Here is a 26410-nt window from a genome sequence, read left to right as displayed (position 1 = left end):
TAGTCTTGCCTAACAGCAGATATTATTTACATAATCGGAACCTTCACTTCAAGACGGGTTCCCTTATTTCTTACACTGACGATTTTCATGCTTCCGCCAACTTCAGCGGCACGTTCATACATATTCTGAAGACCGTAGGAGCCAGCCCTCGTTTCCTCTACATCAAAACCGACTCCATCATCAGCCACACGGAGAATGGCATAATCATCTCTTTGAATCAGGAGCACTTCAAGGTTTTGCGATTTGGAATGGCGGAGTGTATTGGATACAGCTTCCTGGAGGATGCGGAATAGGTGGTCTTCCACCCCTTTATCAAGCGGAAAATTCTCTACCTTCCATTCAATCTCCATCGCTACTTTTTGAAGCAATTCGACCAGAAGCTCTTCAATTCCTTCCTGCAGGCTTTTCCCCTTAAGGGCCGCTGGACGAAGGTGCAGGAGCAGGGCACGCATTTCCAGCTGTGACTGATGGATCATTTCTTCCACCATTTTCAGCTGTTTTGCCTGCCTTTCTTCCGGATCCTGCTGGGTTTCAGTAATCGCGGACATCATCATGGATGCTGCAAACAGCTGCTGGCTGACAGAGTCGTGAAGCTCGCGTGCAAGCCTGTTCCGTTCCTGGGAAACGATTTCCTGCATTCGGTTCTCGATATCTTCCGCTTTTTCATTTGCCAGCTTTTGAGAAATCTTTGCCTGATCTGTCATATGTTTTTGAATCTTTTCGGCCCTGACTGCTATAGAATGCAATTCTTTACCTGTTTCCTGCACATCCAACTGGCGTCCTTCCTCCACCTGATGGAGCATTGTATCTACTGCAAAAAGCTGCCGGCGCCAGTAAATGCCTGACAATAATCCAAAAATCAGGCCAAGAGCCAGGCTTACGCTCGGCACAAATAGGATAAACGGAATATCGAGTATTTCCGTTTCCCACAGATCCCGCCAGCCGGGAATAGGAAACATCGTAAAAAAAGAAGCTGTCAGGACAGCAAGAATAAAAAGGGACATGCCCGCTCCCCAGGCAATTTGCCGCTGAATGATACTCATACGCGCTTCACCTCGATATCCCCGACTGCAAGTGAAGTGAAAATCTTAATACGCTGTCCTGATTGATCATAGCCTGGAGTCTGAAGCTGAAGGAGCTGGTTAAACATTTTTGATTCTTCATGCTCTAATATTCTGGCCTTACCCACAATGGCTGAATGGCTGACACTAACCTCCACGTCATAGGGAACAAGCACCTGCACATTTCCGATGAAGTTCCGGATGAAAATAACGGTTTCTCCCTTGGGAATAACCGTATAGCTTAAATCTATGACCGTATCACCTATGCCGGTCTGGATATTTATATCATTCCATTCGTATACTTGCTCAGGTGTTTTTTGCTGGCCGACAAATATATTGGAAAAAAGAGGATTCTTTTTTATGACTGTTTCTTTCTGGAGATTCACTGCCGGTTCCTTGAACTCCGGCTGAATCCGTTTAGGTTCCTTTTTGGACTGCCCAAACTGAATCAGCAAGTGAATTAAAATAGCCAGCAGGAAAAATTTCAGCGTCATCATGCTGAAAATATTGATAAGCAGAAAAATTAGTCCAAGCCAGAAAAGCCATTTTCCGGAGCTCTTAGGCATCCTCTTCCTTCCGATATATACCATTCCAATTGGCACAAGAAGAGAGAATATCACACCGCTATTAAAAAAGGCTATTTCCACAAAGAGAAAGACAATGCCCAATATGATAATCCAGCTCATATAATCGCTTTTGTTGTTAAAGTTCATGTGGCATCCCCCCTTTTGTGTATATGGAATGATCAATTAAAGGCGCAGTATCCCTACGCCTTTTTAGAATACCATTTTTTGTTCATAAAATAGAAAGAGTTTTTATCTTTTTTGAGAAAAAGATAATACAGGCAGGCTTCATTTTTGTATTTTGCATGTTACAAATTTTTTCTGACTTGATATCAAATATTACAATACAGGCTTCTTCTCAAGCTCTTTTTCCAGCTGTGCGATGCGGGCATCGATTGTGCTCCGGTGATAGGAGCTTTTCACCTGATGTTCAAGCCGGTCAAGATAGGATTCGATTTCCTGGAATCTTGTAAAGTTTTTATCATTGTTTTGATCAAGCACCTTATCCATTTGGTGATTTGCGCGTGTGATGTTTTCACGGCCCATCAGCTCCATGCGGCGGATATGCATATCCTTCAGTTTATGCTTCATTTCCTCGTATTTTCTTTCAAGATCACCCATTTGCTGTACAGCCTGGTTCAGGAGATCCTTCAAACGGCTGGCACGCTCTTCATACTGCATATGCTCCTGAGCTGCAAACTGATAGAGTTCTTCCTCACCTGCCTGCGATGCAACTTCTGCCTGGCGCTTGCGTTTGTCTGCAAGGTTTTTCGCCTGCTCGTATTCTCGGGTGAACTCTTCTTTCAATGTATATTGACGTTCCAAAAGCTTGCGGACCTTTTCGGTTTCGCGCTCACATTCACGAAGGTATTGGTTTAAGAGTGCGATTGGATTCTTTTTCTCCTTTTTATCCAACACTTCATGAAGGTCTGCCATTACTGTATCTTTGATTCTCGTTAATAGGTTTGCCATATCTATCTCTCCTTTTTTAGTTTCTGTTTAAATCCGCCCATTGCTTCTCAAAGTTAGCAAAAGGGTCATTGTCTTCTTCCATTACACTTGAGCTTGAATCGTTCCACTTTTTATAGACCAGATATAGAACGTATGCAGCTGCGAGCCCTAAAATTGCCGGGAAGTTGGAAGCGGTGGCCATCAATGCGATGAACCCGATGATTCCATAGCCGATTTTTGCCATTGTGCTTTCTGCTTTTAAAAATTGTTTAAACACAAAATATAGAATCGCCGCGCTTACCGCCAGACCCACGATCGGTCCAAGATTTGAAACCAGCACCATAGCTGCAATTCCACCTGCTATCAGTAATCCAAGTTTTTTCATTTTCGTTTCCTCCTTTCTTGATTTCATCTTACCTGTATTGTGTAAATGCTATAACGAGCCTCAGCTTTATTTTCAAATAAGACCTGAGACGTAGCAGATGGTCGGCCCCTTACAATCCAGATGGGAAATATGGAAAAAGAATGTACGTTAATGGGGAAAAATGCAGGGTACACATGGGGTAGGCAAACAAATAATGAAGCTGCATCGCGCAGATTTTTCATACATCTATGGAAAAGGAGGTCCTCCAATGTTTGGGTATGATGATTTTTTGAAATTCATTCAAGCCTTTTTTGTGGTTTACCCGGTAGTCACACTGATTCATTTATTAGGTCATATATTCTTTGCAGGCATTTTTGGCGGAAGAGGGATCCGTGTTATTATTGGCACAGGCAAAATCCTATTCTCAATGAGGTTTTTAGAGGTTAGACGGTTTTACTTCTGGTATGGAGGATGTGAGTTTTCAGCATTAAAATACAGCAATAAACTGACCAAATCTCTTATCTTTTTAGGAGGGTCTATTTTTAACATAGGCAGCATTTTTATTGTGAATTACCTGATCCAGCTGGGCATTCTGGATGCTAGCATGCTGTGGTACCAATTTGTATATTTCTCCTTTTATTACGTCTTTTTCGCCCTGCTGCCAATGGATATGGCAGATGGCACACTTAGTGACGGGAAGGCTATGTACAAGCTCTGGTTTAATAAAAATAAAGATGATTCCTCAGCAGACTGCCAGCTGATTGATGAGGAGAAAAAATAGTGAGCAGGTTCATGAGCCAGAATTTCTGTTTTTTAGGCGGAATTTCAAAGTTATGAGCGAATTCTCAGTTTTATCGGCGATATTTCAAAGTTATGAGCGAAACCTCGGTTTTATCGGTGAATTTCCAAAGTTATGAGCGAAATTTCGGTTTTATCGGCGAATTTCCAAAGTTATGAGCGAATTCTCGGTTTTATCGGCGAATTTCCAATGTTATGAGCGAATTCTCGGTTTTATCGGCGAATTTTCAAAGTTATGAGCGAATTCTCGGTTTTATCGGCGAATTTCCAAAGTTATGAGCGAATTCTCGGTTTTTCGGCGAATTTCCAAAGTTATGAGCGAATTCTCGGTTTTATCGGCGAATTTCCAAAGTTATGAGCGAATTTTCGGTTTTATCGGCGAATTTCCAATGTTATGAGCGAATTCTCGGTTTTATCGGCGAATTCCCCAAAGTTATGAGCGAATTCTCGGTTTTATCGGCGAATTTCCAAAGTTATGAGCGAATTCTCGGTTTTATCGGCGAATTTCCAAAGTTATGAGCGAATTCTCGGTTTTATCGGCGAATTTCCAAAGTTATGAGCGAATTCTCAAACACCGCAAAAACCCAAATTAATAAGCCAATAAAAAAGGAAGTCCCGATCATTCGGAGCTTCCTTTTTGCATGAATTTCTTTTCATAATGGCCTAGTGCCAATAGCGGCCAAATATACCGGTAACTGTGATAGTGCATGTATAGGAAACCGGCCACTCCCTGCCCTTTTGGGTAATCTGTCGTCCAGTCATTTCTTTGGCCTTCGCGAATCAGGAAAGCCATGCCTTTTCTGATCTCAGGGCTGTTTTCATGAGAAACGGCAATTAAAGCATCAACGGCCCAGGCAGTATGTGTTAATGTACTGCTTCCCAATGAAACATAGCGTTTTTCAATGTCGCTTCTGCAGGATTCTCCCCACCCGCCGTCTTCATTTTGAACAGATTTCAGCCACTCAACCGCTTTTCTAATGTACTCCTCATCTTCCTTTTCCCCTGCAGCGGCGAGGCCGGTAAGGGCTGCCCAGGTTCCATACAGAAAGCAAATTCCCCAGCGTCCATACCAGGAACCGTCTATTCTCTGATTCTTTTTCAGCCAGCCTATTCCTCTTTTAATTGAAGTTTCAGCTCCTGTAGTGAAGGTGCCTAAATATTCAATCGTTCTGCCTGTTAAATCTGCTGTGGATGGATCAGTGAGAATAAACTCTGCTCCTTGAATGGGAATTAGATTCAGCAGGGGATTATCGACATTTTTTTCAAATGCCGGCCATCCCCCATCACGGTTTTGCATGGATAGAGCCCATTGTATTCCTTTCTGCCTGGATTTCTTGGCAGCTTTTCCTGTTTGATTGTGAATGCTCCTCAGATTGGCGGTCGTATCATCCACATCTGGATGCATGGTATTAAAGTCTGAAAATCCCCAGCCTCCAGGAACTCCCTTGCGGTTGTGGACCGTCCAGTCTCCATGCCGGGTTTGCTGTCTTGAAAGCAAATAGTTATTCGCCTTTAGAATCGCCGCATCTGATTCATCTGCACCTGCCTCCTGGAGGGCGTGGGAAATTAAAGCGGTATTCCATACTTTAGCGTCTGTTAACTGAAAATGGATATGTCCATCTATTGTGCAGGACATTCCCTTTAATCCCTTCACCGCCTTAATGATGACTGGATTTTTGGGAGAGCAGCCGAGAGCGAGGAGGGCAAAAATCATATAAAAAGTGCTGCTGAAATAATTTAATGATGTTCCGTCCGGTTCAATCCGCTCGAGCATATATTGCTTTGTTCCCTCATATGCCATGCTGCGGAGCCGCTCAGGTAATCCAATTAAGCTTTCGGCCATACCGGTAAGAACGTCAACAAGTTTTCTCCATTCATCAGAACGGCTTTCTTCCCATAGTTCTTCCCTGTCCCTTGTTCCATAGATTTCACCCAAATCCGGACTATTTTCCGTTCTTCGCCTGAATTTCTTACTGCCAAGCAGGACCACCGGCAGGAGATGTATTCTGGCAAAACTCGAAAGCTGGTAGATGCTGATTGGGCTGGATGGAGGAAGCAGCACAATTTCGATAGGGACTGGAAAAACGGCCGGCCATGGATATAGGCCTGTCATGGCAAGCATGATTTTTGTAAACATCCCTGCTTTTTTTATCCCGCCCTTTGATAAAATAAATTTCCGTGCAGCTGTCAGATGCGGGTCATTCTTCTGTCTATAGCCTGAGTATAAAAGGGCGTAATAGGATTCAATGGTTAAAGATAAGTTCCCTTCTTTTTCGTCTCTAAAAAGCTTCCAGGCACCACTCTCTTCCTGGCGGCTTTCTATTCTCTCCGCCAGTTTCTGAATTAGCTCTTCATCCTTCATTTTGAGCGTCCTCAACAGGATAATCATATAAGCATCAGTCATGATTCCAATTTCAAACGGATACGCCCATGAGCCATCCTGTGATTGGCTGCTTTTCAGCAAATCAGTTAGCCGGTTAATTTCTGCCTTGACTAGCTGCACATTCCTCATTCCCTCACTAAAGTTTTATTACACTATATTCCTTAATCAATTAAAGAATTCGACCTTCCAGGAGAGTGTGCTAAGGACTTTCTAACGGACAGAGAAGGATGCAGCAGTCCGGGGCATGATGACATGGCTTCATGGCAGCTGTAATCAATCATTTTTTTGGCACATGAAACAATTCTCTCCTGCCCATACTAAGGGCGGAGGTGCGCCAGCGATATGAAATTCTCATGGGTATTGGGGATCATGCTATTAACACAAACACAAACTGCCAGTCTTCCTGATGACTTATCCATTGAAAATGACGGTAAATCCATTGCAAGGGTCAACAGGACGGAATATGAACTGCCGTTTCCCGGACTTCCGCTAGTGGACAGTGAACAATTTATTACGCTTCTGGAAAAATTAGATCGCCAGACGTATATTCCGCCTAGGAACGCGTTCATAGGTGAAAGCGGACGTGTCGTTGCTGAGAAGCCTGGAAAAATACTGCACCGCAAAGCATTCACAGATATTTTTTATACTTATTTTTTTAATAATGGGCCAGCTCGCATTGAGATCCCAACGCTCCCCGTTTACCCGAGAGTGGATCGGGATCTTATCTCCCATATCCGAGTTAAAATGATCGGCCAGTATGTTACGTATTTTAATCCGAATAACGCCTCACGCTCCCATAATATCCAGCTTGCAGCCGAAGCCCTTGATAATTATGTTGTTTTTCCGGATGAAGTATTTTCTTTTAACCGTGCTGTCGGCAAAAGAACGGCGGGGAAAGGCTATAAGCGTGCTCCGGTTATCGTTAGAGGAGAACTGTCAGAAGACATCGGGGGCGGGATCTGCCAGGTATCCTCCACTCTGTTCAATGCAGTTGACCGGGCAGGAGTCAATGTGATCGAGCGTTATTCCCACAGCAAAAAGGTTCCCTATGTACCGCCTGGCCGGGATGCAACCGTAAGCTGGTATGGCCCGGATTTCTCATTTAAAAACCGTTATAGTTCTCCCCTGCTCATTCGGGCAAAAGCTATGCATGGCCAGGTGGTAATCAGAGTATACTCCTCTGATGAAATTGACTATGAGCCCCGCCAGGTCCCGAAAGCTTCAACAATGCTGCCGGAAGAAATCAGCATTGAAAAGGAGGCAGTTTTAGAGAACTGATAGCTTTGTTAGCTGCATTCAGGCAGGCATCCAAATCTGACTAATTTAATGGCACTATAAAAAAAGGCTGATGACCATTATTACCAGCCCGAAGATTGCAGAGCCGCGCTTCACGCTTCTATTCTGCCGGGGCTTTAGGAATAAACTGATTATAAAACCAACTGGCAAAACAATGCCATTAATGCTAAAAGTAAATGTGCCTAATAGATAATAACCAATCAGTTTCAGGATCAAATGCTCTTCTTCCTCATTCCTGCTGCGGAACAAAAGATAAATCCCGGCTGCCCAAAATAGTATAAAGATCATAAACATATGATGCACCCCCTCTTAAATACGGTATTCTGTGTTAAGCAGGAAAGTGCTATAAAAAGGAAACACCCGCTTATCAGGCGGGTGTTTAGCTTTAGATGAGGGCTTTTGAAGAGACTATCACGCCATCTTCATCTGCATAGACATATTCTCCCGGCTTCCAGTCAATCCCGCCGAACGTAACAGGGATGTTCCGATCCCCTTTTCCTTCTTTTCGGCTTTTTAAAGGATTGCTGCCGAGTGCCAAGATGCCTGCATCAAGTCTTCCAAGCTCTACTGTATCCCGGACGCACCCATAAATGATCACACCGGCAAGCTTTCGAGATTGAGCAATTTCACCAAGCCGGTCACCCATTAAGGCGCATCTTTTTGATCCGCCGCCATCCACCACCAGTACACTTTCCTCTGGAATGGACTCCAGTGCCTCTTTTACCAGCACGTTATCTTCAAACACTCTAACCGTCGAAATGGGACCCGAAAACTTTCTTTTTTGCCCATAAGATTTAAACTCCTGCTGACAAATGAGCAGTTCTTTGCTGTGGTCATCACATAAATTGGCCGTTTTGAAATCCAAAAGAGATCTCCTCCTTTAGCGCTATTGGCTGTAAAACACTTTATGCCATCCTCTTTACTTCGATATGCAGCAGCCTGTTCCCTTCCTTTTTTAATAATCGAAAGGAAAAGATTGAAGATTTCAGGCATATACCTTTTAGTAAGGAAATGCTCTTAGTTCAGAAAAGCGGAAGCGCCTTGCCCACGAAGGAACGCAGACTAAAAGCGCCACGTCCTGGCTATGTCTGCATGACCCCCATCCTGGGGGCCTCAAGCACAAGACGGTTCCTGTAAGAAGGCGTTATCCCTTCTGAAAGTAAACGGTTAATGACCCCGAGTCCCTAGGAGCCGCAACAAGACATGCTTGTGACCTTGAGGAGGCAGGTGCAGAAGCTAGACAGTTATCGACGTTCAATATTTTATACTTTCTATCTTATGAAAATAGGGAGGTTAAAGGATGGCTCTAATGTGGGCAATTACAATCGGTTTTATGGTTTCATTGGGACTGGCCGGATTTATGCTTGTCCATTTTTTAAAGGGGGCAATGGATTCCCGTGATTCGACGACAATTGATAGGATTCAGAGTGATCCGGAAGAGTAGGGAAAAGAGGCTGCAGGAAAGGCAGCCTCTTTCTTAGTTTTGGCAATTTGCGCAGTAAAACGTTTTCCGGGAAGATATTTCTTCTTTCACTATAGGGCTGCTGCAGCGGAGGCATTGTTCTCCTTCTCTGTCATACACTCTGCACTGCTCATTATACCCCCCGGTTTTGGCATCTCCTTTAAACAAAGGCTCTTCCATATACCCCCCAAACTGAATGGCCCGGGTTAAGACGCCCTTCATGGACTGATACAGAATTTTTATTTCATCCTCATTCAATTCATCTGCTTTTCTCATAGGCAGCAGCCCAGCCTCAAAACAGATTTCATCACTGTAGCAGTTGCCGATTCCCGAAAGAAACTGCTGATTGATGAATGTCGTTTTCAGCATGCCTCTTCTGCTTCCGATCAGTTCGCGGAAGGCCGGAAATCCCAGCGTTTGACCCAGAGGCTCCGGTCCAAGATCTGAAAGCTCCTTTTCCACCTCTGTATTTGTCAGCAAGTGCAGATAGCCAAGTCTTAGTCCTATAAAATAGAGCTTTTTATCTCCAAAAGAAATAATAACCTGTTTAGTGCGGTCAGGATTGTCCGATTCGCTGCCAATATACATCCAGCCGCCCAGCATCAGGTGCAGCAACATATTTTTACCGGAACTCAGCTTGAAAATAAGATGTTTAGCCCTTCGGGTGATTTCGGTTATTTGCGAATTTATCAGCTGACTTTTAAATTGGGCAGGCTGAATGTTGATGGACTTTTCCCGATTTACTTCTACATCAGTAATGACTTTACGTGCCAGCTGCTCCGTTAACAGCCTTCTGTATGTTTCCATTTCCGGTAGTTCAGGCATAGTGTCAGCTCCTTCCTAAAATACTGTTACCTTAGTATTTAATGGAAGGAATCACTTCATTCCTAAACTACAACTTGAATTTTTTTACAGTTATTCAATATTTCGTAACATCCGTTTCCAATATTTTAATGTTAGAAATGGTACGATGATGTTAAAGGGAGGTTTTTCCAGATGCAAAACAACCGTTCCAGCAAGCAAACTTTTATGTTTTTTATCATTTATTTTGCGTTATTATGCTGTTTAATTTTTGCGGCTGTCATCCTTAATCCTTCTTTTCAACAAGAAAAACCTTCAGAAATTTCTTCTGCTTTTTCAAAAGAACTCCAGATTCAGAAGCACAAACGGGAAATGAAAGAAGCTGAGAATGAAGGAAATTGGCAGCCATCCAATACCTTTGTGATCACAGCCATTTCCATTGGCTCTTGTTTAGATATTATCGTTGTGCTTCTCTGGGCCCGTCATGAAAATAAAAAGAAACAGCAAGGGCACTTCTCTAACCCGAATAGATTGACCAATAAGAGGTGGTTCTGGTACTTGGTTTCAATGGGGATTGTTCTGCCCAGGGATGGTAAATTGACTTTCAGCTTGAAAAACTTCATCTTAACTGTTACCTTTTTGGTTTTATTGAAGTTTTGGCTGTTTGACCAGCTTGAGAGCATCTAATATTCATCCCAGACTCCGAATAATAGCCTTATTCAGCTGCGCAATGATATCATCCGCATGCTCAATTCCGATGGATATCCGCACCAACTGCTTGGTTATGCCGAGTTTCCTGCATACTTCAGGAGGCAGTGCCCTGTGCGATGTTGTCAGCGGATGGGATACGGACGTTTCAACACCTGCGAGTGTCGGCACAATTTTAATCCACCCCAGCTCTTTAAAAAACTCATTCACATCAGCACTGTCAGCCAATTCAACCGTAACAATGGCGCCGAACCCCTCTTCACCGTGCTGAAAAGGATAATAGACATTTTTTATTTCTTGATTTTGTTTTAATGCCCTTGCCACTCTTGTAGCATTTGCTGACTGCTGCTTCATTCTGAGAGCCAGAGTTTTCGCTCCCCTGCATGTCAGCCAGGCTTCAAACGGACTTAAATTAGCCCCGAGGTTTACAATTTTTCCGCGTGCTTTTCCAATCAGCTCTTCATCTCCAGCCAGGACACCTGCTGTAATATCGCTATGCCCGCCTATGTATTTGGTTGCACTATGGACGACTAAATCAATACCTTTCAAATAAGGCTGGCAATGATATGGAGTGGCAAATGTATTATCGATCAGGGTTACGAGATTATGCTTCTTAGCCACGCGGACGGCTTCTTCAAGGTTTTCCACCCGCAATAAAGGATTTGTGATGGATTCAGAATAAAGAAGTTTTGTATTCTCCTGTATGGCTGCCTCTACATGCACAGCATCAGAAAAAGGAACAACGGTTACTTCTATACCTAGCTGTGTCAGCTCTTCCTTGATTAAATGGAAGCTGCCGCCGTACAGGTCATCTGCTGCCACAATATGGTCGCCGCTTTTTACCACAGCAAGAACTCCCGCCAGAATGGCGGATAAACCGGATGAGGCAGCCGTCCCGGCCGGTGCTCCTTCCAGGGTGGCAATTAATTCACCAAGCTCATCCGTATTCGGATTGCCGACCCGGGAATAAAGATAATTGCCGTTTCCCTGATAATATCCCTCCAGCTCATCCAGATCATTGAATGCGAAGGCGGAAGTTTGATAGATCGGTGTTACTTTACTTTTAATCTTGCGATTGCTCTTATTTTTCAAGTGCAGAACAGAAGTCTCGAATTTCATTTGGCCTTTCCCCTTTAAAAGAAATAAGGGCTGGACAATGCCCAGACCTTTAATGCGAAAATTAGCTGAATTATAGAAAAATTATATCAATACAACTTTTATGCGTCAATGAAGGAAAAGATCTCTACTTTACTTCATTCAGAAAGCTTTTAGTCCTGATGCCTGTTCGCCGGATAATTAAAGTTGTGTCTACATTTATATCAGCTTCAGCAAATTTTTCATCCCAGTTTTTCTTGACTTTTTTGAAATTCTGATAATCCTGCCTCATCACAACTTCACCAAAACCAAAAATATCGGTGCCATATTCCTCCTGAACCTTCTCAATCGTTTTTGTGACCATTTCATTAATCTGTTTTTGGGCAGTTTCCCCACTTTCTTTATATGTCTTTGCTTTATCAAACTGATCGTTGCAATGAGTCCCGTCAATATAGGCCTCTGCTCTGATTTTTATATTAATCTTTGCTTTTCCATTTTCGAGTTTCCCTTTAATCTTTGTCCTTGTATCATATACTCTAAGCCCCATATACTGGCTTTCACTGCATTTTACGGTAATTGATGTTTTATTGATTTTATTCTGGATCCATAAGTAATTTCTTGAATCCTCCAATGTCAAAAATCCTTCCAGCTTATCACCTTTGAATATAGCCAGTGAGTCCAGGATGACAAGAGCATCCGGGGTGACTTTCATCATATTTTCCGCACTGGGGCCAGCTTCCGGGTCTCCCTTAATACTGACAGCCGCCATTACAGGCTGTCGTCCCGGGGCGGTCCAGGCTGTAATGACATCATTCATCCTCACTCCTGGGTCTCCACCCCAATCCTTCATCATGGTGTCCAGCTGAGTGTGCAATTTTAAAGAGGTAGATTTCTGAAATTGATACGTCACTTTTAATACATCCGATCCCTTTCCCCCTCTTGCAATCAGAATATTAAAATCATCCCGGATTTCCCGGTTTCTCTCCAGAAAATCAATAAAGTCAATTATGCCTTCTTTAGCAAGTTCCTCTCCAATAATCAAAGTGCGCATGTGGGAATAGATCAAATGCCTGGAAATCCCTTCATTCACTCTATAAGTCAGTTCTGCCAGAGAGTTTCCTTCAGCAGAATAAACAATAGATGGCGCATTTCCGCTGGCGGTGCGGTTATTCAATTCTGTTGCATTTATGCCTTCTACAGTCAGAGTATACTTATCATCCTCGCCCTTATCCACAGCCATTCCTGTCACAACGGTTATTTCACCCAGCTCTCTCTGATCCCAGCACCCAGAGAGCAGTATAGCCGTCAAAAAGGCGGCGAACATCACACCATGTTTTCTCAATTGGACTGCTCTCCTTCCATTGGAGGAGGAGAAGGCGACCCGGTCTTTGGAAATTTCTCAGGATTCTGTGACTTTAGATAAGCTGGCCTCTTCCTCATACTCCAAATCGGGAATCGGAAAAAGACATCTTTCTGCTGCTCAATGATAAATGGCGCAACCGGTGAAAGATACGGAACACCAAAGGATCTGAGAGAGCTTAAATGGGCGACAATAAAAACAAGAACAATCAGGACTCCATACAGGCCCAGAAAGGCTGACACAATGATCAGCAGGAATCTTAATAGTCTTGCTGCTGCAGCAAAACTATAAGTGGGTGATACAAAATTGGCGATGGCTGTAATGGCGACAATGATGACCATTATGTTTGATATAATCCCTGCCTCAGCTGCAGCCTGTCCGATGACGAGAGCTCCTACAATTGAAACAGTCTGCCCTACAGCCCTAGGCATTCGAACACCGGCTTCACGCAGGATCTCAAAGGTAACTTCCATCAATAACACTTCAATGACTGCCGGAAACGGCACTCCTTCCCGCTGTGCAATGATCCCGAGAAGCAGAGGTGTCGGCAGAAGCTCATGATGAAAGGTTAAAATCCCGACATATAAGGATGGCGTAATCAAGGCAATCATAAACGATAAATACCTGATCATTCTTAAAAAGCTTCCCATCATGAAGTTTTGATAATAATCTTCTGCAATGGAAAAGAAATCTACCAGAACAGCCGGAACCACCAGCACAAAAGGAGTCCCGTCAACAAGGATGGCGATTTTCCCTTCAAGCAAATTGGATGCTACTGAGTCAGGCCTTTCTGTATTCAGTGCAAGCGGAAAAGGTGTGGCGGATTTGTCTGCAATCAGCTCTTCAATATTTCCAGATTCGAAGATGGCGTTCACTTTGATTTGGCCAAGTCTTTTGCGGACTTCCTGGACGATCTTCTCATTTGATATGCCTTTCATATACCCGATGTATACAGAAGTATTAGTCTCAGATCCAATGATGAATTTTTCAAAACGAAGATGTTTATTTTTAATTCTTTTCCTCAGCAGCCTTACATTTGTTGAGATCGATTCCACAAACCCATCCTTAGGCCCCCTAATGACCGTCTGGGTGCTAGGCTCTGTTATAGACCGGTCTTCACCTGAATCCATGGAAAGGGAAAGCGCTTTTTCCATATCTTTAAAAATAATAATGATGTTTCCATAAAGCAGAGCAGTAATGATATCATCGAACGATTCAACCAGCTGGTAGCCTGCCCCTCCAAATTTCTCCTTACATAGTGATTTCAGATCGTCCTCCGTTGTTAACTCAATGCCATCCTCCTTTACGCTGAGTGATTGAAGAATCGTTTCCTTTAATAATTTTGTATCAATCATAGTTTTAAGATAGATAAGCAAAGCATCTTTCCCTTCTGTTTTCAGCTCATCCATGCTTAAATCAACCGTGCTCCCGAACTCTGCATTTATTCTTTTTTTCAGCTGTTCCAGACTCATGCTTTTAAGATCTGGGCCAGTTTCAGCAGCTTCCTGAGGCTGAACAGGATATTCTTTTTTGCGCATTTTTAATAGTGATTTAAGAATACTCAAAACTTCATCCCCTTCACGCCGGGTTTAGCCTTTTTCTTTCGCCGCTTCCATAAAACTGTGATCAGCAGAAGTGATGGCAGTCCGAACTGCAATGGCAAGTGCAAAAAGTATGGAACTATCTCAAGCCCCTCCTGCCAATGATCACCGAAATTCACTGATATCAATATAGAAAATGATGAAACAATCATGGCTACCGGCAATGAAAAATACCTATAAGGAAGACGGAAGGTGTACTCAAGGCCTTTCAACCCTGCAAACATGAACACAGAGCCCTTAACCAAAATCCCCAGCATCATAATAAAAACAACGAGCGCATCAATTCTTTCAATGAAATTGCCGATGGAGACCTCACGAGCTGAGCTGAGCATGGGGAAATTGGAACGCTGCAAAGCATCAGCCCCCAGTGTGACAATCATCAGAAACATCGCAAATAATAAAAGCGAACCTGCAATTCCCACTCCCAGCATGGACACACGCAGGCAATATTTAAAGTTGGTTACAACTGGAAGAATGAGTGTAAATGCAATAAGCTCGCCAAAAGGGAACACGATCAATGTTGGAAATAGCGCATTCAAAACAGGCTTAAGCCCATCTCCGAGCACTGGCTTAATCTCATATAAATTGGCATTGCCGCTTGCAAATAATAGGATGGTTAGAAGAAACAAAAATCCGAATAAATAAGGAGTAAAAATTTCCGAAGTTCTGCCAAGGACTTCAAGACCGAGATATAAAATATAGGCCATCAGCAGACAGATAGTCAGCGAGATAATTTCAATCGGTGTCGATGGCAGAATGGCCGAAGCAATTAATTCACCAAAATCGCGGACCACCCTGCAGGCAAGGTATAAGAAATAAACCACGTAAGTTATAGAAAAAATGATAGCTATCGGCCTTTTAAAGCCAAACTCCATAATCTCGAAAAAATTTTGTCCCGGCACACGGCTAATTAGGAAGTAATAGAATAGCATGATTCCAAACCCTATCATTATGGCGGCTGCTATTGCAATCCAGGCATCTTTCTTGGCATCCCCGCCTACTCCGACAACGATGGCGCTTCCTAAAAGGAAATTGATCAACAATGTCAGCAGCTGGCTGAGAGAGATATTCTCTTTTAACATTCCACACCAATCCCTTTTAAATGTACGTTCAGTTAGCATGTCCAAGCGGTTCCTTTAACTGGATGAACCTGTTTTTTTTTTCGCTTTAAAGAGACGAAAATCAATGACTGCACTTGAAAGCAGTCCAATAAGTACAGAAACAATAACGATCATTCTTCCAGTGGCAATCTCTGTATACAGTAAATTCCTCAAAGATTCCCAGAACGTATAATCAAATATTTTCATATCAAAAAGTGCAGCTAATATAGTTAATAGCAGAAAAATGCTCAGATAGCTAAATGTAATCATGACTGTACCCCATTAACATTCGATACTGTATATCTTTTCTCGGGCTGCACATTTTATCCAGAAATGATGAAAAAAACAGTGGAGAGCCTGATTTGTCATTCCTCCTGATTAATTAACAATTTAATGGGTATGGTTAGAGAAGGAGAATTTGTATAGGAATAGGGTTTGCAGGAAAAATTATGAATGAATATAATGTTACAGGAGGACAGGGTATGACGACATCCAATCACAAAACGCCCCAATATCCAGAGCCTTATTGGAGGGAGGAGGAACTTCCGGCCTTCGATAAGCTCAGAGAAGATGCTCAAACGGAAGTTGCAATTGTAGGCGGCGGCATCACAGGCATTACAGCGGGTTACCTTCTTGCCAAAGAAGGCTATAAAGTGGCCATTCTTGAAGCCGGCAATATCTTAAACGGTACAACCGGCCATACTACAGCAAAATTAACAGCACAGCATGGATTAATTTATGATGAATTGATCAGTCATTTCGGCGAGGAAAAAACCAAACTTTATTATCAGGCTTCAAGAGATGCTATAGAATTTGTCCGGAACATTGTATCAGAAAAACAAATTGATTGTGATTTCAGCAACGAAGAAGCAATCATATATGCTGTTTCAGAAGAGTATGCACGAAAAGTTGAAAAAGAGCGGCAAGCATACGAAAAACTCGGAATTCCAAGCGGAATGAAAGAGAGCATTCCTTTTAACATCAACACAACAGCGGTGCTCTCCATGCTTGATCAAGCCCAGTTTCATCCGCTGAAATACCTGAAAAAGCTTCTTAAAGACTTTGTGGATTTGGGCGGTATTGTTTATGAAAATACAACAGCTGCAGACATTGAAGAAGGCAGCCTCCCTGATGTTGTGACCAGAGAAGGCCATCGCCTGAAATGCAAATATGTTATTTCTGCTTCCCACTTCCCTTTTGCGGATATGAAAGGTTTTTATTTTGCCAGATTATCTCCGGAAAGATCTTATGTACTTGGCGTAAAAACCAAAGAGGATTTTCCTGGAGGCATGTATTATAGTGCCGATTCACCAACCCGCTCACTGAGGTACACTCCCTATAACGGAGACAAACTTATTTTAGTGAGCGGCGACAGCCACAAGACCGGCCATGGACCAGATACGATGAAGCATTACGAAGCCCTTGAAGTCTTTGCGGAAGAGGTGCTCGGCATAACCGATTATCCTTATCGCTGGTCTGCCCAGGATTTATATACGCTCGATAAAGTCCCGTATATCGGCCCAATTACGTCCAAACAGAAGAATATCTTTGTCGCAACCGGCTACCGGAAATGGGGAATGACAAACGGGACAGCAGCCGCCATGCTAATAAAAGATCAGATTATGAAAAGGGACAACCCTTATGCCGACCTGTTTACGCCATCCAGATTTCAAGCTGACCCAAGCATCAAAAAATTAATTGCTGCCAATACCGATGTAGCTGGACAGCTGATTAAAGGGAAGCTTGAATTTGTGCCTAAAGAAACAGCAGATTTGTCTCATGATGAAGGCGGAGTCGTGATGATCAATGGCAAGCGGACAGGTGCTTACAGGGATCCTGACGGCAGCCTCCATCTTGTAGATACAACCTGCACCCACATGGGATGTGAATGCGAATGGAACCACGGTGACCGCACCTGGGACTGCCCATGCCACGGCTCCCGCTTCTCCTATGACGGAACAGTCGTTGAAGGTCCGGCTGCCAAGCCTCTGAAAAAGGTTGAAGAATAACTTGAAGAAAAAAGACAGTTCTCCTGAGAAAACTGTCTTTTTCTATGGATTAATCCGCATTTTCGCGAGGATTCACTTGCTTGGTATGGAAATAGTTCCGATTTATGTACACATAAGAATTTTTCTGTGCGGATATCCCAGTTTTAATGTGCGGAAGCACTTTTACTTAATAAATCTGGCCGTCTGAGAGATTATGCACTGCTTTTACTTTCGGCTAGCTGGATTTTACTTGCAGAAAGCTCATTTTTTTTCGGATAGACCTTTTTATTGCCGTATCACTCACTTTTATTTTCAGACAGCCTTTTTTCTTGGTGTCTGGCGGCAACAAAAAATCCCCCTTTTAAAAAGGGGAATTTTTTCATCAGTCCTGCACGTTGTTTTCTTTCTTTTCTTTGCTTCCGGTTGTGAATTCAACAAGCTCTTCACTTGTGCGCTGCGGTCTGTGTTTATTGTTATTGCGCTGTGCATTGCCGTTGCCGAGTTTAGTTCTGCCCATATTCTCATCTGCTCCTTTTTTGTTTTTCAGAAGTAGTATGAGTCAATTAACCGGCCGTTATTCTATGCCCGCACTCCAAGTTCTGGAGCCTTTCTATGCTTGGTGGCCTGCTCAAATGCATAAGCAAGCTTAATAAGGAGAGGCTCACTATAGGCAAGCCCTGTAAATGTAATGCCCACAGGCTCTCCTTCAGGGGTATAGCCGGCCGGTACTGTGATAGATGGATATCCCGCTTTTGCAGGAATGCCTGCTCCATAATTATTCGGGAACACGATGGCATCGAGACGATGCTCTTTCATCACGTAATCAATGCCCTTCTCTCCTGAAAAATAAATATCCTTCTCAAGTGCAGCTATATAGGCCATTTCCGTCAAATTTCCGCTTGATTCCTCCGCTTCAATCAGGAGGGATTGGCCGTATTTTAAGCACTTTACGCTATTATTTTCATTAAAATTAATAACATCGGACAGGGTGCGAATATTAAGATGCGGTGCGACCGTTCTCAGGTAAGCATTCAAATCCGCTTTAAATTCATATGTCATGACATCTCGGCTCCACTTCTCTTTTGTAGATGGAATCACGACATCGTCCACCACCTCTGCCCCCAGCTCTTTTATATGACTTACTGCCTTATTCATAACTGAGAGCTTTTCAGAACTTAGGTAGTCAAAATAAGTCTCCCTGGCAATGCCGATTCGAGCACCCTGCAAGCCGGCTTCATCAAGGAAAACGGTAAAATCCTTGCCCTGCAGATCTTTATTTGTCATGGTAATCGGATCATTTTCGTCAGGTACTGCAAGCACGTTCAATAATAAGGCGGCATCCTTAACCGTCCTCGCCATAGGACCAGCAGTATCCTGGCTATGGGCAATTGGAATAATGCCGGTTCGGCTGACAAGTCCGACTGTCGGCTTAATTCCAACGAGAGAATTCTGGCTGGCTGGACTTAAAATGGAACCTGATGTCTCCGTTCCAATGGCAGCGGCCGCAAAATTAGCGGCGATGGCTGCACCAGATCCTGCGCTGGAGCCTCCCACATCAAATTTTCCCGGCCCATATGGATTCAGCGTCTGTCCGCCTCTTGAGCTGTATCCGCTTGGCATCCCTTCCGTCATAAAATTGGCCCATTCTGTCATATTGGTTTTTCCTAAAATGACGGCTCCCGCTTGCCTTAATTGAGAGGCCACATACGAATCCATTTGTGCACAATGATTCTTCAAGGCGAGAGAACCTGCAGTTGTCTGCATATTGTCCCCTGTATCGATATTATCCTTTAACAATATCGGAATGCCGTGAAGAGTGCTGCGCGGCCCCTGCTCTTCTCTTTCCGCATCCAGAGCCGCTGCAATATGCAGTGCATCCGGATTGAGTTCTAAAACAGAATGAATGTTTTTATCCAGCTGTCCAATCCGGTTCATGTACATTAATACAAGTTGATTGGAGGTAATTTCCCCATTCTGCATTTTTTCCTGCAATTCATCTATCGTCGCCTCAAGCAGATAGTCATCATGAAATCTCTTTAGCCTTGGATTCTCCATTATTTAAATTCCCCTTATTCTTTAGTTAAATAAAGTTCCACTTACTAATTCGCTTAGAAAAGGATAAATTCCTTTTTATAAAAAAATGCCAGGCACCAACTGATATAGGTGCCTGGCTGTTTGATCTTTATACGATTTGGCCGCCGCGCATTACTTTCTTTTCTGCAGTGAGACCTAGTTCTTTTGCCATTTTCTTAAGTTCGCGCTCTTCCCTTTCAGTAACCAGAGAGATAACGGTTCCGCTTGCGCCGAATCTTCCTGTTCTTCCTGAACGATGGACATACTGATTCATATCTTTCGGGAAGTCAAAATGCACAACATGGGTTACTCCTTTGATGTCCAGCCCTCTTGCCGCAACATCTGTAGCAATCAGCATATTGGTTTTGCCGGTGCGGAAGTTCTTGATTGCTTTCTGTCTGTCGAATTTGCTCAGATCGCTGTGCAGCGTGCTTGAAGAGATGCTTTTAAAATCAAGCTTTTCGGCCATGACAGTCAGGTTGCCAATATCCTTAACGAATACCAGTGCTTTAATGTCGTCGAGTCTTGAGATTTTTTCAAGCATTTTAATTTTGTCCCGTGCTTCTGCTACAAAATAAATATGGTCCACACCTGCAGCCTGAATGGTTTCATCCTTCTCAACACGAATCACTTCAGCATCAGCTGTCAGTTCTTTCGCAAGCTGTTCAACAACCGGAGGCAGTGTGGCTGAGAATAGCAGGACCTGGCGTTCTTTAAGCGTAGATTTAACAATATTTTGGACAGTCTGAGCGTGTTCTGGAACGAGAAGCTGATCTCCTTCATCGAGAACAACCGTTTTTACTTCATGCATTTTCAGCTTTTTCTGTTTAATCAGCTCCAGCACCCGTCCTGGCGTACCCAAAGCGATATGCGGATGCTTTTTCAATTTCTCAAGCTGCCTTTTCACATTGGCTCCGCCAATAAAAGAAGCGGCTTTAATCCCGCTGCCTTCTGCCCATTTTTGGATCTCGCTTAATATCTGCATCACAAGCTCCTGTGAAGAAGCTAAAATGACGGCCTGAACCGCCTGTTTATCCGGGTCAATATTTTCAAGGACCGGCAGCAGGTAAGCAAGTGTTTTGCCTGTTCCAGTCGGGGACTCCGCAATAATATCCCTGCCTTCCAAAGCCAGCGGAACCGCCTCTGCCTGAACGGTCGTTGGCTGTGCAAATGCAGATTTTTTCCATGCCTCCTGGATAAATGGCTTCATATTTTGAATGATAGATTGTGTCATGGGTAACTCCTTTTTATGTAAATTAACTATTCTCCGCAAATGTTTTCTAGCCTATAGTATAGCCGATTATGAAAGAAAAGAGTACCAGCATATTCAGCTGGTACTCTGACATGTATTTATTCAATTTTGTAAATTCTTCGTTCAACTCGCTGGGTTTACTTCTTTCTGTCCTTTGTTGTAGTTGATTAAAGCATCAAGATCGACGATATTCACGGTGCGGTTCTTGCCTTTTAATAGGGCACTATTGCCGTCCCCGCCATCAGCATATAGTTGTTTACCATCACAGAATATTCTTGTTCTGCAGCGATTGGCGTTCCATCGATCTTTACTAAAGAAACGACCCGATCTCCTGCAGCTCTCCAAGAATCATACGTCACCTTAAAATGCATGATCTTTTCTTTTTGAACCCCATTACTGTTCACAAAGTTCCTTATCTAAATACAGCATCCTCAAAGGATGCTGCACGATTTCGAATATATTATTATAATGTCAGTTACTATTTTCCAGGCCTGCCCTGTACATTACCTCCCCTGAATTCTTTTATTGGGTTGGCTGCTCTATAGGAATAGTAAGGTTCACAATTGTCCCTTTTCCCTTTTCACTTTCAAACGTGATTCCCGCCTTGTGTTCATCCACAATCTGTTTGGTTACCATCAGCCCTAAACCGGTTCCATCCGGTTTAGTTGTATAAAATGGATCCACGACCCGTTCCATATTTTCAGCATCGATCCCGCAGCCTTCATCCTTAATGCTGATTAAAACCTGTCCACCCTCCGCCACTTTGGCCGAAATCAGGATCGTTCCGCCTTCTGTCATAGATTCCATCGCATTCTTGACCAAATTAATAAAAGCCTGCTTCAGCATATTTTCGTCACACTGAATTTTAGGAACAGCTTCCAGATTTTCTGTTTCAAGACGGATGTTCTGATTGGCTGCCTGTTCATGTATGATCGAGATAACATAGTTAATCACTGCATTCAGTTCTACTTTTTTAAACATCGGCAGCCTTGGCTTGCTTAGTATCATAAGGTCATCGGCAATTAGATTAATGCGGTCGATTTCCTCAATCATGATCTTATAGCGGTCCTGGTCTTCAGGATGTTTTTCCATCTGCAGCTGAGTAAATCCTCTTAATGCTGCTAAAGGATTTCTTACTTCATGGCCGACTGCCGAAGCAATCTGTCCGACAGCAGCCAGCTTTTCAGTCTGACGGAGCTCCTGGAAAACATGTGTCAGCGAGTGAATATAGGAATAGAAGCGGTTAAGCAAAACATATGAAACACTTGAAAAAATGGCCATAAGCACGATTGGCACCATTACATTTTGGCTGCTCAACAGTAACCCAGCCAGAAGATACTTTGCAATCATTCCGCCGGTTACTATCCAAAAATAACGCTTATTCACAAATATAGGCGCAAATATAATAAATAAAAGTTCTACTGCGCTCCCGCTCTGAAATTCCTTCGACTCACCGAAATAGATAAGCATGCTGTTACTAAAATCTATTAGGAAAAAACCTGCAAAAAATAAGTATTTTATCTGAAAAGGGCGTTTTGTCCTGATTAAATACAGCGCTAAGGGCAAGAGCGCGATAATAGCCAGATAATAAACCCATCCAAGCCCGCCCTTTGGCAGCCCGATACTGACGCCAGTATTGAGGGGAAGCAGATAATAATAAAACAAATCATAAAGTGTTAATATAATATAGAATAGCCATATAAAAAGCTTAACTGCTTTTGTTTCTTCTTTTATCAAAGTCTGTTGGTTAAAGCCTTTCATTTCAATGCTCCTTGGTTAACTCTATTAATAATGTGTCTTTAGCACTATTATATACGTTTATGTCGAAACATGTATATTATGTTATATTCTTAAACTTCAAAAAACCGGCCATGGTATATCCTGGCCGGTTTTTGTTTGTTAAGGCTTTAAGATGACTTTAATGCAATCATCTTCATGGTCATTAAAAATCTTATACGCCCGATCAGCTTCTTCTAGCGGTATCTGATGAGTGATGATAGACTTCGGATCGAATTCCTTATTCGTTATTTTTTCAAATAGCTCAGGCATGTAGTGCACCACAGGGGCCTGGCCCATTTTAATGGTGATGTTTCTCGAGAAAAATTCCTCCAGCGGGAACATATTATATGTCAGCCCATACACACCCGTCAGCTGGACAGTTCCGAATTTGCGGACAGCTTTCGTCGCGATTTGAATCGGGCCCAGCGTTCCGCCCTGGAGCTTAAGCTTCTGCTCGATTTTTTCAACAGCGGATTTCTTCCCGTCCATGCCGACGCAATCAATGACGACATCAGCTCCGCCCTGGGTGATTTCTTTTAGATAATCTCCCATGTCATCATATTTCGTAAAGTCATAGACTTCCACATCATTGGTAAGCTTGGCGTGATTGAGGCGGTAATCAAGATGATCTACTGCAATTACCCGTTTAGCTCCTTTCATCCAAGCAAATTTCTGGGTCATTAAACCGATGGGACCGCAGCCGAGGACGACGACCGTATCTCCCGCTTTAACGCCTGAATGTTCCACGCTCCAATAGGCTGTCGGCAGAACATCCGATAAGAAAAGCAGTGATTCATCCTCCAGTTCGCACGTTTCCGGTATAACAAATGGCATGAAATTACCAAACGGCACCTTTAGAAACTCTGCCTGACCGCCCGGATGGTTTCCGTATTTCTCGGTATAGCCAAAGTAGCCGCCTGAATCATTATGCGGATTCGAATTATCACATTGGCTTTCCATATTATGCTGGCAATAGAAGCAATGCCCGCACGATACATTAAATGGGATGACGACCCTGTCGCCTTTTTTTACCCGTGTAACATCTGGACCTGTTTCCTCAACGATTCCCATGGGTTCATGCCCGATAACATAACCGGGACGCAATGGCATATTACCCTGATATAAATGAAGGTCCGATCCGCAAATGGCGGTTGACGTGATCCGGACAATGACATCATCCCGCTTTTCAATTCTGGGATCCTCCACATTTTTTACCTGAATATCTTTCGCTCCCTGGTAGGTTACTGCTCTCATATTTCACACTCCTTTATTCACTTACTAGGCTATACCCTCCTCGGGGCTCAAGTAACTCCATTTATATCCAATTTATGAATTGAAATATTTTCCTTAAAAGTTAAAATTCTATTAATTTAGTAAAATAGTACAAAAGACCAGTTTGATTATTCTGAATTTTGTAAATATAATAGAGTCACAGCTTTTTAGCTGTAACCATACATATTCTGAGAGGAGATTTTGGATGAAGAAAAAAAGAGTCATTGGGTCAGCAATACTAAGTGCAGCCATGGGACTATCTGTATTTGCGTCAGGAGCGTTCGGTCAGCAGGTTGAGAGCAATGAAACCTATCGGGTCGTCATTCAGGGCCCAAGCGCAGAAAAGGCAAAGGCAAAATCGAACTATGGAGTACGATGGGATTTTGGCCAGAATGGTTTTACTACTACGGTTAATGCTAAACAGTATCAGGCACTTTTAAAAAATAAAAACTTAAAGATTGATAAAGTTGAAGAAGTGAAGAACTCACCTGTGACCGCTGCAAAACCTGGATCGGGGGCTGCATCAGCTCCGGCAGACGGTACACCTTGGGGAATTGAGGCCATTTATAATGATAGCTCCATCCAAAGCACTTCAGGCGGAAACGGGGTAAAGGTTGCCGTGCTGGACACAGGGGTAAATACAGCACATGCTGATCTTGCCGGACAAGCTGAACAGTGTAAGGACTTTACTCAAAGAAAGACCCCTTTAATTGACGGAAGCTGCGGGGATAAGAACGGACACGGCACACATGTTGCAGGTACTGTACTGGCTCATGGCGGTGCTAACGGACAAGGTGTTTATGGGGTAGCTCCAGAAGCAGATCTCTGGGCATATAAGGTGTTAAATGACAGAGGATCAGGGTATTCTGATGACATAGCCGGTGCTATAAAGCATGCGGCCGATGAAGCGGTCCGCACAGGATCTAAAGTGGTCATTTCCATGTCATTAGGCTCAAGCTCTAAGAGCACATTGATTGCAGACGCAGTTGATTACGCCTACAGCAAAGGTGTCCTGGTAGTGGCTGCTGCCGGAAATGATGGTCCTGGCGATAACACGATTGGCTATCCTGGCGCATTGGTGAATGCTGTTGCAGTGGCTGCTCTGGAAAATGTTCAGCAAAATGGTTCATACCGTGTTGCAGATTTTTCATCAAGGGGCAACCCTGCTACTGATGGCGACTACCTGATCCAGGAGCGTGATGTCGAGCTGTCTGCACCAGGCAGAGCAATTGAATCCACATGGTATGATGGCAGCTACAGCACAATCAGCGGCACATCCATGGCTACTCCTCATGTATCCGGATTAGCTGCTAAGATCTGGGCTCAGAATCCATCCATGAGCCACACCCAGCTTCGCACCGAGCTTCAGAATCGGGCCAAGCAAAATGATATTCTTGGCGGAACAGGAGCTGCAGCGGGTGACGATTATGCATCAGGCTTTGGCTTCCCGCGTGTAAAGTAAGAGAATAATAGAAAAGCTTGGACATTTACAGTCCAAGCTTTTTTCTGTTTTGATTTTAATTTAAAGTTACTGCAAAACAGCCTGCTTTTTCTGCTTTCGGGTATAAATGATTTTGGACAGGCTCACACTCGCCTCGTACAGCAGCAGGAGAGGCAATGTGACCAATATATCTGAAATAAAATCAGGCGGTGTAACTAAAATCGCAACCACAATCAGCACGAAATAGGCATACTTCCTTATCCTCTGCAGCGAATAGGGATTGAGGATGCCAAGGCTGGTCAAGAACATAATCACAACCGGAAGCTCGAACAGAAAGCCGAATGGCAGTGTTAAATGCAGCACGAATTGAAAGTATTTTTCCGTTGTAAAAAAAGCGGTGAACATATCTCCGGATAAGGCCATTAAAAAATTCAGAACCAGCGGCAAAAGAATGAAATATCCGAATGCTATACCGGTAATAAACAGGAAAAATAACGCGGGAATATAGGATAAAGCCACCTTTTTCTCCATTCCGGTAAGCGCCGGGCGGACGAACAGCCAGATTTGATGGGCAGCCACCGGGATGGCGGCTGCAATGGCGACAACAGACGCAAGCATAAAATAGACCCATAGAATCTCAGAAGGACCGAGAACAGCCAATTTAAAGTCCAGATCCCTAACCAGCCACTGGTAAATATCGCTGACAAAAATAAAGGATATTGCCAAGAACGCTATAAAGACAGCCGCTATAAGCATCAGCCTCTTCCGAAGCTCTTCAAAATGCTGGAGGACATTTACTGCCTCATTATTCATATTAATCACCTCACTATAAAAGGAAGGAAGATATCTCTCCCTTCCCTATTCATTCTTATAGCAATTCTTTTTTCTTTTCTTCCGGCTGTTCGTCTGAAACAAGTTCGCGTGTGGATTTCTTGAATTCTTTCAGGGTTGTGCCGAATGCCCTGCCGATTTCAGGAAGCTTGGCTGGGCCGAAAATGATCAGCGCCAGCACTAGAACAATAATTAATCCTGGTATCCCGATATTTGATAGCATAATAACCT

27 protein-coding genes are annotated in these 26410 nt (G+C 43.4%); 6 read left to right on the top strand and 21 right to left on the bottom strand.

All coding sequences use genetic code 11. From position 1 onward, the window contains the following. Positions 1-26: 26 nt before the first annotated feature. From ACR42H_RS05275 to ACR42H_RS05260, 4 genes are all read right to left on the bottom strand, one after another. On the bottom strand, positions 27-1043 hold the full coding sequence (locus ACR42H_RS05275) for a sensor histidine kinase (RefSeq protein ID WP_113883065.1): 1017 nt from the start codon (positions 1041-1043) through the stop codon (positions 27-29). Beyond that, complete coding sequence (gene liaF, locus ACR42H_RS05270) at positions 1040-1774, bottom strand: cell wall-active antibiotics response protein LiaF (RefSeq protein ID WP_113883064.1); 735 nt, start codon at positions 1772-1774, stop codon at positions 1040-1042. The genes ACR42H_RS05275 and liaF overlap by 4 nt, the downstream gene beginning before the upstream one ends. A gap of 189 nt (positions 1775-1963) precedes the next feature. After that, a complete protein-coding gene (locus tag ACR42H_RS05265) occupies positions 1964-2596 on the bottom strand; it encodes a PspA/IM30 family protein (protein WP_113883063.1) in 633 nt (210 codons plus the stop codon). 16 nt (positions 2597-2612) lie between these two features. Then, positions 2613-2960, bottom strand: a complete 348-nt coding sequence (locus ACR42H_RS05260; RefSeq protein WP_113883062.1) for a flagellar basal body rod protein — start codon at positions 2958-2960, stop codon at positions 2613-2615. Between the two features lie 247 nt (positions 2961-3207). Between ACR42H_RS05260 and ACR42H_RS05255 the strand changes: the two genes are divergently transcribed. Further along, entirely contained in the window at positions 3208-3720 is a 513-nt protein-coding gene (locus ACR42H_RS05255; RefSeq protein ID WP_113883061.1) for a hypothetical protein, read from the top strand. 636 nt (positions 3721-4356) lie between these two features. Here the strand turns inward: ACR42H_RS05255 and shc are convergent. After that, positions 4357-6249, bottom strand: coding sequence for a squalene--hopene cyclase (shc, locus tag ACR42H_RS05250; RefSeq protein ID WP_436374960.1), 1893 nt, complete (start codon positions 6247-6249; stop codon positions 4357-4359). Positions 6250-6462: 213 nt separating this feature from the next. On the opposite strand from shc, the gene ACR42H_RS05245 reads away from it, so the two are divergent. Further along, positions 6463-7398 carry a VanW family protein gene (locus ACR42H_RS05245; protein ID WP_436374959.1) on the top strand — a complete coding sequence of 312 codons (936 nt, stop codon included), beginning with the start codon at positions 6463-6465 and terminating at the stop codon, positions 7396-7398. A 54-nt stretch (positions 7399-7452) separates the two neighbouring features. Here ACR42H_RS05245 and ACR42H_RS05240 read toward each other — a convergent pair whose 3' ends face one another. Together ACR42H_RS05240 and rraA are read right to left on the bottom strand one after the other, a co-directional pair. Further along, positions 7453-7710 (bottom strand): hypothetical protein, encoded by a 258-nt coding sequence (locus ACR42H_RS05240; protein WP_436374958.1) that lies wholly within the window; start codon positions 7708-7710, stop codon positions 7453-7455. A gap of 91 nt (positions 7711-7801) precedes the next feature. Beyond that, positions 7802-8281 (bottom strand): ribonuclease E activity regulator RraA, encoded by a 480-nt coding sequence (rraA, locus tag ACR42H_RS05235; protein ID WP_436374957.1) that lies wholly within the window; start codon positions 8279-8281, stop codon positions 7802-7804. 435 nt (positions 8282-8716) lie between these two features. On the opposite strand from rraA, the gene ACR42H_RS05230 reads away from it, so the two are divergent. Continuing rightward, the gene (locus ACR42H_RS05230) at positions 8717-8860 is read left to right on the top strand and encodes a hypothetical protein (protein ID WP_436374956.1); all 144 of its coding nucleotides are present in this window, start codon (positions 8717-8719) and stop codon (positions 8858-8860) included. A 33-nt stretch (positions 8861-8893) separates the two neighbouring features. On the opposite strand, the gene mutM is transcribed toward ACR42H_RS05230, so the two are convergent. Continuing rightward, the gene (mutM, locus tag ACR42H_RS05225) at positions 8894-9703 is read right to left on the bottom strand and encodes a bifunctional DNA-formamidopyrimidine glycosylase/DNA-(apurinic or apyrimidinic site) lyase (RefSeq protein ID WP_436374955.1); all 810 of its coding nucleotides are present in this window, start codon (positions 9701-9703) and stop codon (positions 8894-8896) included. A gap of 171 nt (positions 9704-9874) precedes the next feature. On the opposite strand from mutM, the gene ACR42H_RS05220 reads away from it, so the two are divergent. Next, positions 9875-10366, top strand: a complete 492-nt coding sequence (locus tag ACR42H_RS05220) for a hypothetical protein (protein ID WP_436374954.1) — start codon at positions 9875-9877, stop codon at positions 10364-10366. Positions 10367-10369: 3 nt separating this feature from the next. Here ACR42H_RS05220 and ACR42H_RS05215 read toward each other — a convergent pair whose 3' ends face one another. The 5 genes from ACR42H_RS05215 to ACR42H_RS05195 all read right to left on the bottom strand — a co-directional run bounded on the left by ACR42H_RS05215 (position 10370) and on the right by ACR42H_RS05195 (position 15813). Beyond that, the gene (locus ACR42H_RS05215) at positions 10370-11506 is read right to left on the bottom strand and encodes a trans-sulfuration enzyme family protein (protein WP_436374953.1); all 1137 of its coding nucleotides are present in this window, start codon (positions 11504-11506) and stop codon (positions 10370-10372) included. Positions 11507-11630: 124 nt separating this feature from the next. Continuing rightward, the gene (locus ACR42H_RS05210; RefSeq protein WP_436374952.1) at positions 11631-12824 is read right to left on the bottom strand and encodes a Ger(x)C family spore germination protein; all 1194 of its coding nucleotides are present in this window, start codon (positions 12822-12824) and stop codon (positions 11631-11633) included. Then, positions 12821-14407, bottom strand: coding sequence for a spore germination protein (locus ACR42H_RS05205; protein WP_113883053.1), 1587 nt, complete (start codon positions 14405-14407; stop codon positions 12821-12823). The genes ACR42H_RS05210 and ACR42H_RS05205 overlap by 4 nt, the downstream gene beginning before the upstream one ends. Next, positions 14404-15525: a GerAB/ArcD/ProY family transporter gene (locus ACR42H_RS05200; RefSeq protein WP_113883052.1), complete on the bottom strand. Its 1122-nt coding sequence runs from the start codon at positions 15523-15525 to the stop codon at positions 14404-14406. The genes ACR42H_RS05205 and ACR42H_RS05200 overlap by 4 nt, the downstream gene beginning before the upstream one ends. Before the next feature lie 54 nt (positions 15526-15579). Then, the gene (locus ACR42H_RS05195) at positions 15580-15813 is read right to left on the bottom strand and encodes a hypothetical protein (protein ID WP_436374951.1); all 234 of its coding nucleotides are present in this window, start codon (positions 15811-15813) and stop codon (positions 15580-15582) included. 212 nt (positions 15814-16025) lie between these two features. Here ACR42H_RS05195 and ACR42H_RS05190 point away from each other — a divergent pair, with 212 nt between their 5' ends. Next, positions 16026-17552, top strand: coding sequence for an FAD-dependent oxidoreductase (locus ACR42H_RS05190; protein ID WP_436374950.1), 1527 nt, complete (start codon positions 16026-16028; stop codon positions 17550-17552). A gap of 361 nt (positions 17553-17913) precedes the next feature. Here ACR42H_RS05190 and ACR42H_RS05185 read toward each other — a convergent pair whose 3' ends face one another. The 6 genes from ACR42H_RS05185 to ACR42H_RS05160 all read right to left on the bottom strand — a co-directional run bounded on the left by ACR42H_RS05185 (position 17914) and on the right by ACR42H_RS05160 (position 23889). After that, the gene (locus ACR42H_RS05185; protein WP_258549819.1) at positions 17914-18048 is read right to left on the bottom strand and encodes a hypothetical protein; all 135 of its coding nucleotides are present in this window, start codon (positions 18046-18048) and stop codon (positions 17914-17916) included. Positions 18049-18110: 62 nt separating this feature from the next. Then, on the bottom strand, positions 18111-19586 hold the full coding sequence (locus tag ACR42H_RS05180) for an amidase family protein (protein WP_436374949.1): 1476 nt from the start codon (positions 19584-19586) through the stop codon (positions 18111-18113). A gap of 127 nt (positions 19587-19713) precedes the next feature. Beyond that, a complete protein-coding gene (locus ACR42H_RS05175) occupies positions 19714-20838 on the bottom strand; it encodes a DEAD/DEAH box helicase (protein ID WP_436374948.1) in 1125 nt (374 codons plus the stop codon). 230 nt (positions 20839-21068) lie between these two features. Next, the gene (locus ACR42H_RS05170; protein WP_436374947.1) at positions 21069-21260 is read right to left on the bottom strand and encodes a 5'-nucleotidase C-terminal domain-containing protein; all 192 of its coding nucleotides are present in this window, start codon (positions 21258-21260) and stop codon (positions 21069-21071) included. Positions 21261-21378: 118 nt separating this feature from the next. Beyond that, complete coding sequence (locus tag ACR42H_RS05165) at positions 21379-22617, bottom strand: ATP-binding protein (RefSeq protein ID WP_436374946.1); 1239 nt, start codon at positions 22615-22617, stop codon at positions 21379-21381. 138 nt (positions 22618-22755) lie between these two features. After that, positions 22756-23889, bottom strand: a complete 1134-nt coding sequence (locus ACR42H_RS05160) for a zinc-dependent alcohol dehydrogenase (protein ID WP_113883044.1) — start codon at positions 23887-23889, stop codon at positions 22756-22758. 223 nt (positions 23890-24112) lie between these two features. Between ACR42H_RS05160 and ACR42H_RS05155 the strand changes: the two genes are divergently transcribed. Next, a complete protein-coding gene (locus tag ACR42H_RS05155; protein WP_113883043.1) occupies positions 24113-25369 on the top strand; it encodes a S8 family peptidase in 1257 nt (418 codons plus the stop codon). A gap of 66 nt (positions 25370-25435) precedes the next feature. Here ACR42H_RS05155 and tatC read toward each other — a convergent pair whose 3' ends face one another. Both tatC and ACR42H_RS05145 read right to left on the bottom strand, forming a co-directional pair. Next, complete coding sequence (gene tatC / locus ACR42H_RS05150; RefSeq protein WP_436374945.1) at positions 25436-26161, bottom strand: twin-arginine translocase subunit TatC; 726 nt, start codon at positions 26159-26161, stop codon at positions 25436-25438. Between the two features lie 55 nt (positions 26162-26216). Continuing rightward, positions 26217-26402: a twin-arginine translocase TatA/TatE family subunit gene (locus ACR42H_RS05145; protein WP_113883041.1), complete on the bottom strand. Its 186-nt coding sequence runs from the start codon at positions 26400-26402 to the stop codon at positions 26217-26219. Between the last annotated feature and the right edge of the window lie 8 nt (positions 26403-26410).

Origin of the sequence: Cytobacillus sp. BC1816, assembly GCF_051353635.1 — a bacterium.
Taxonomy (GTDB): domain Bacteria; phylum Bacillota; class Bacilli; order Bacillales; family Cytobacillaceae; genus Cytobacillus; species Cytobacillus oceanisediminis_C.
The sequence above is the reverse complement of the archived record's forward strand: the minus strand, read 5'-3'. Positions and strand labels throughout refer to the sequence as shown.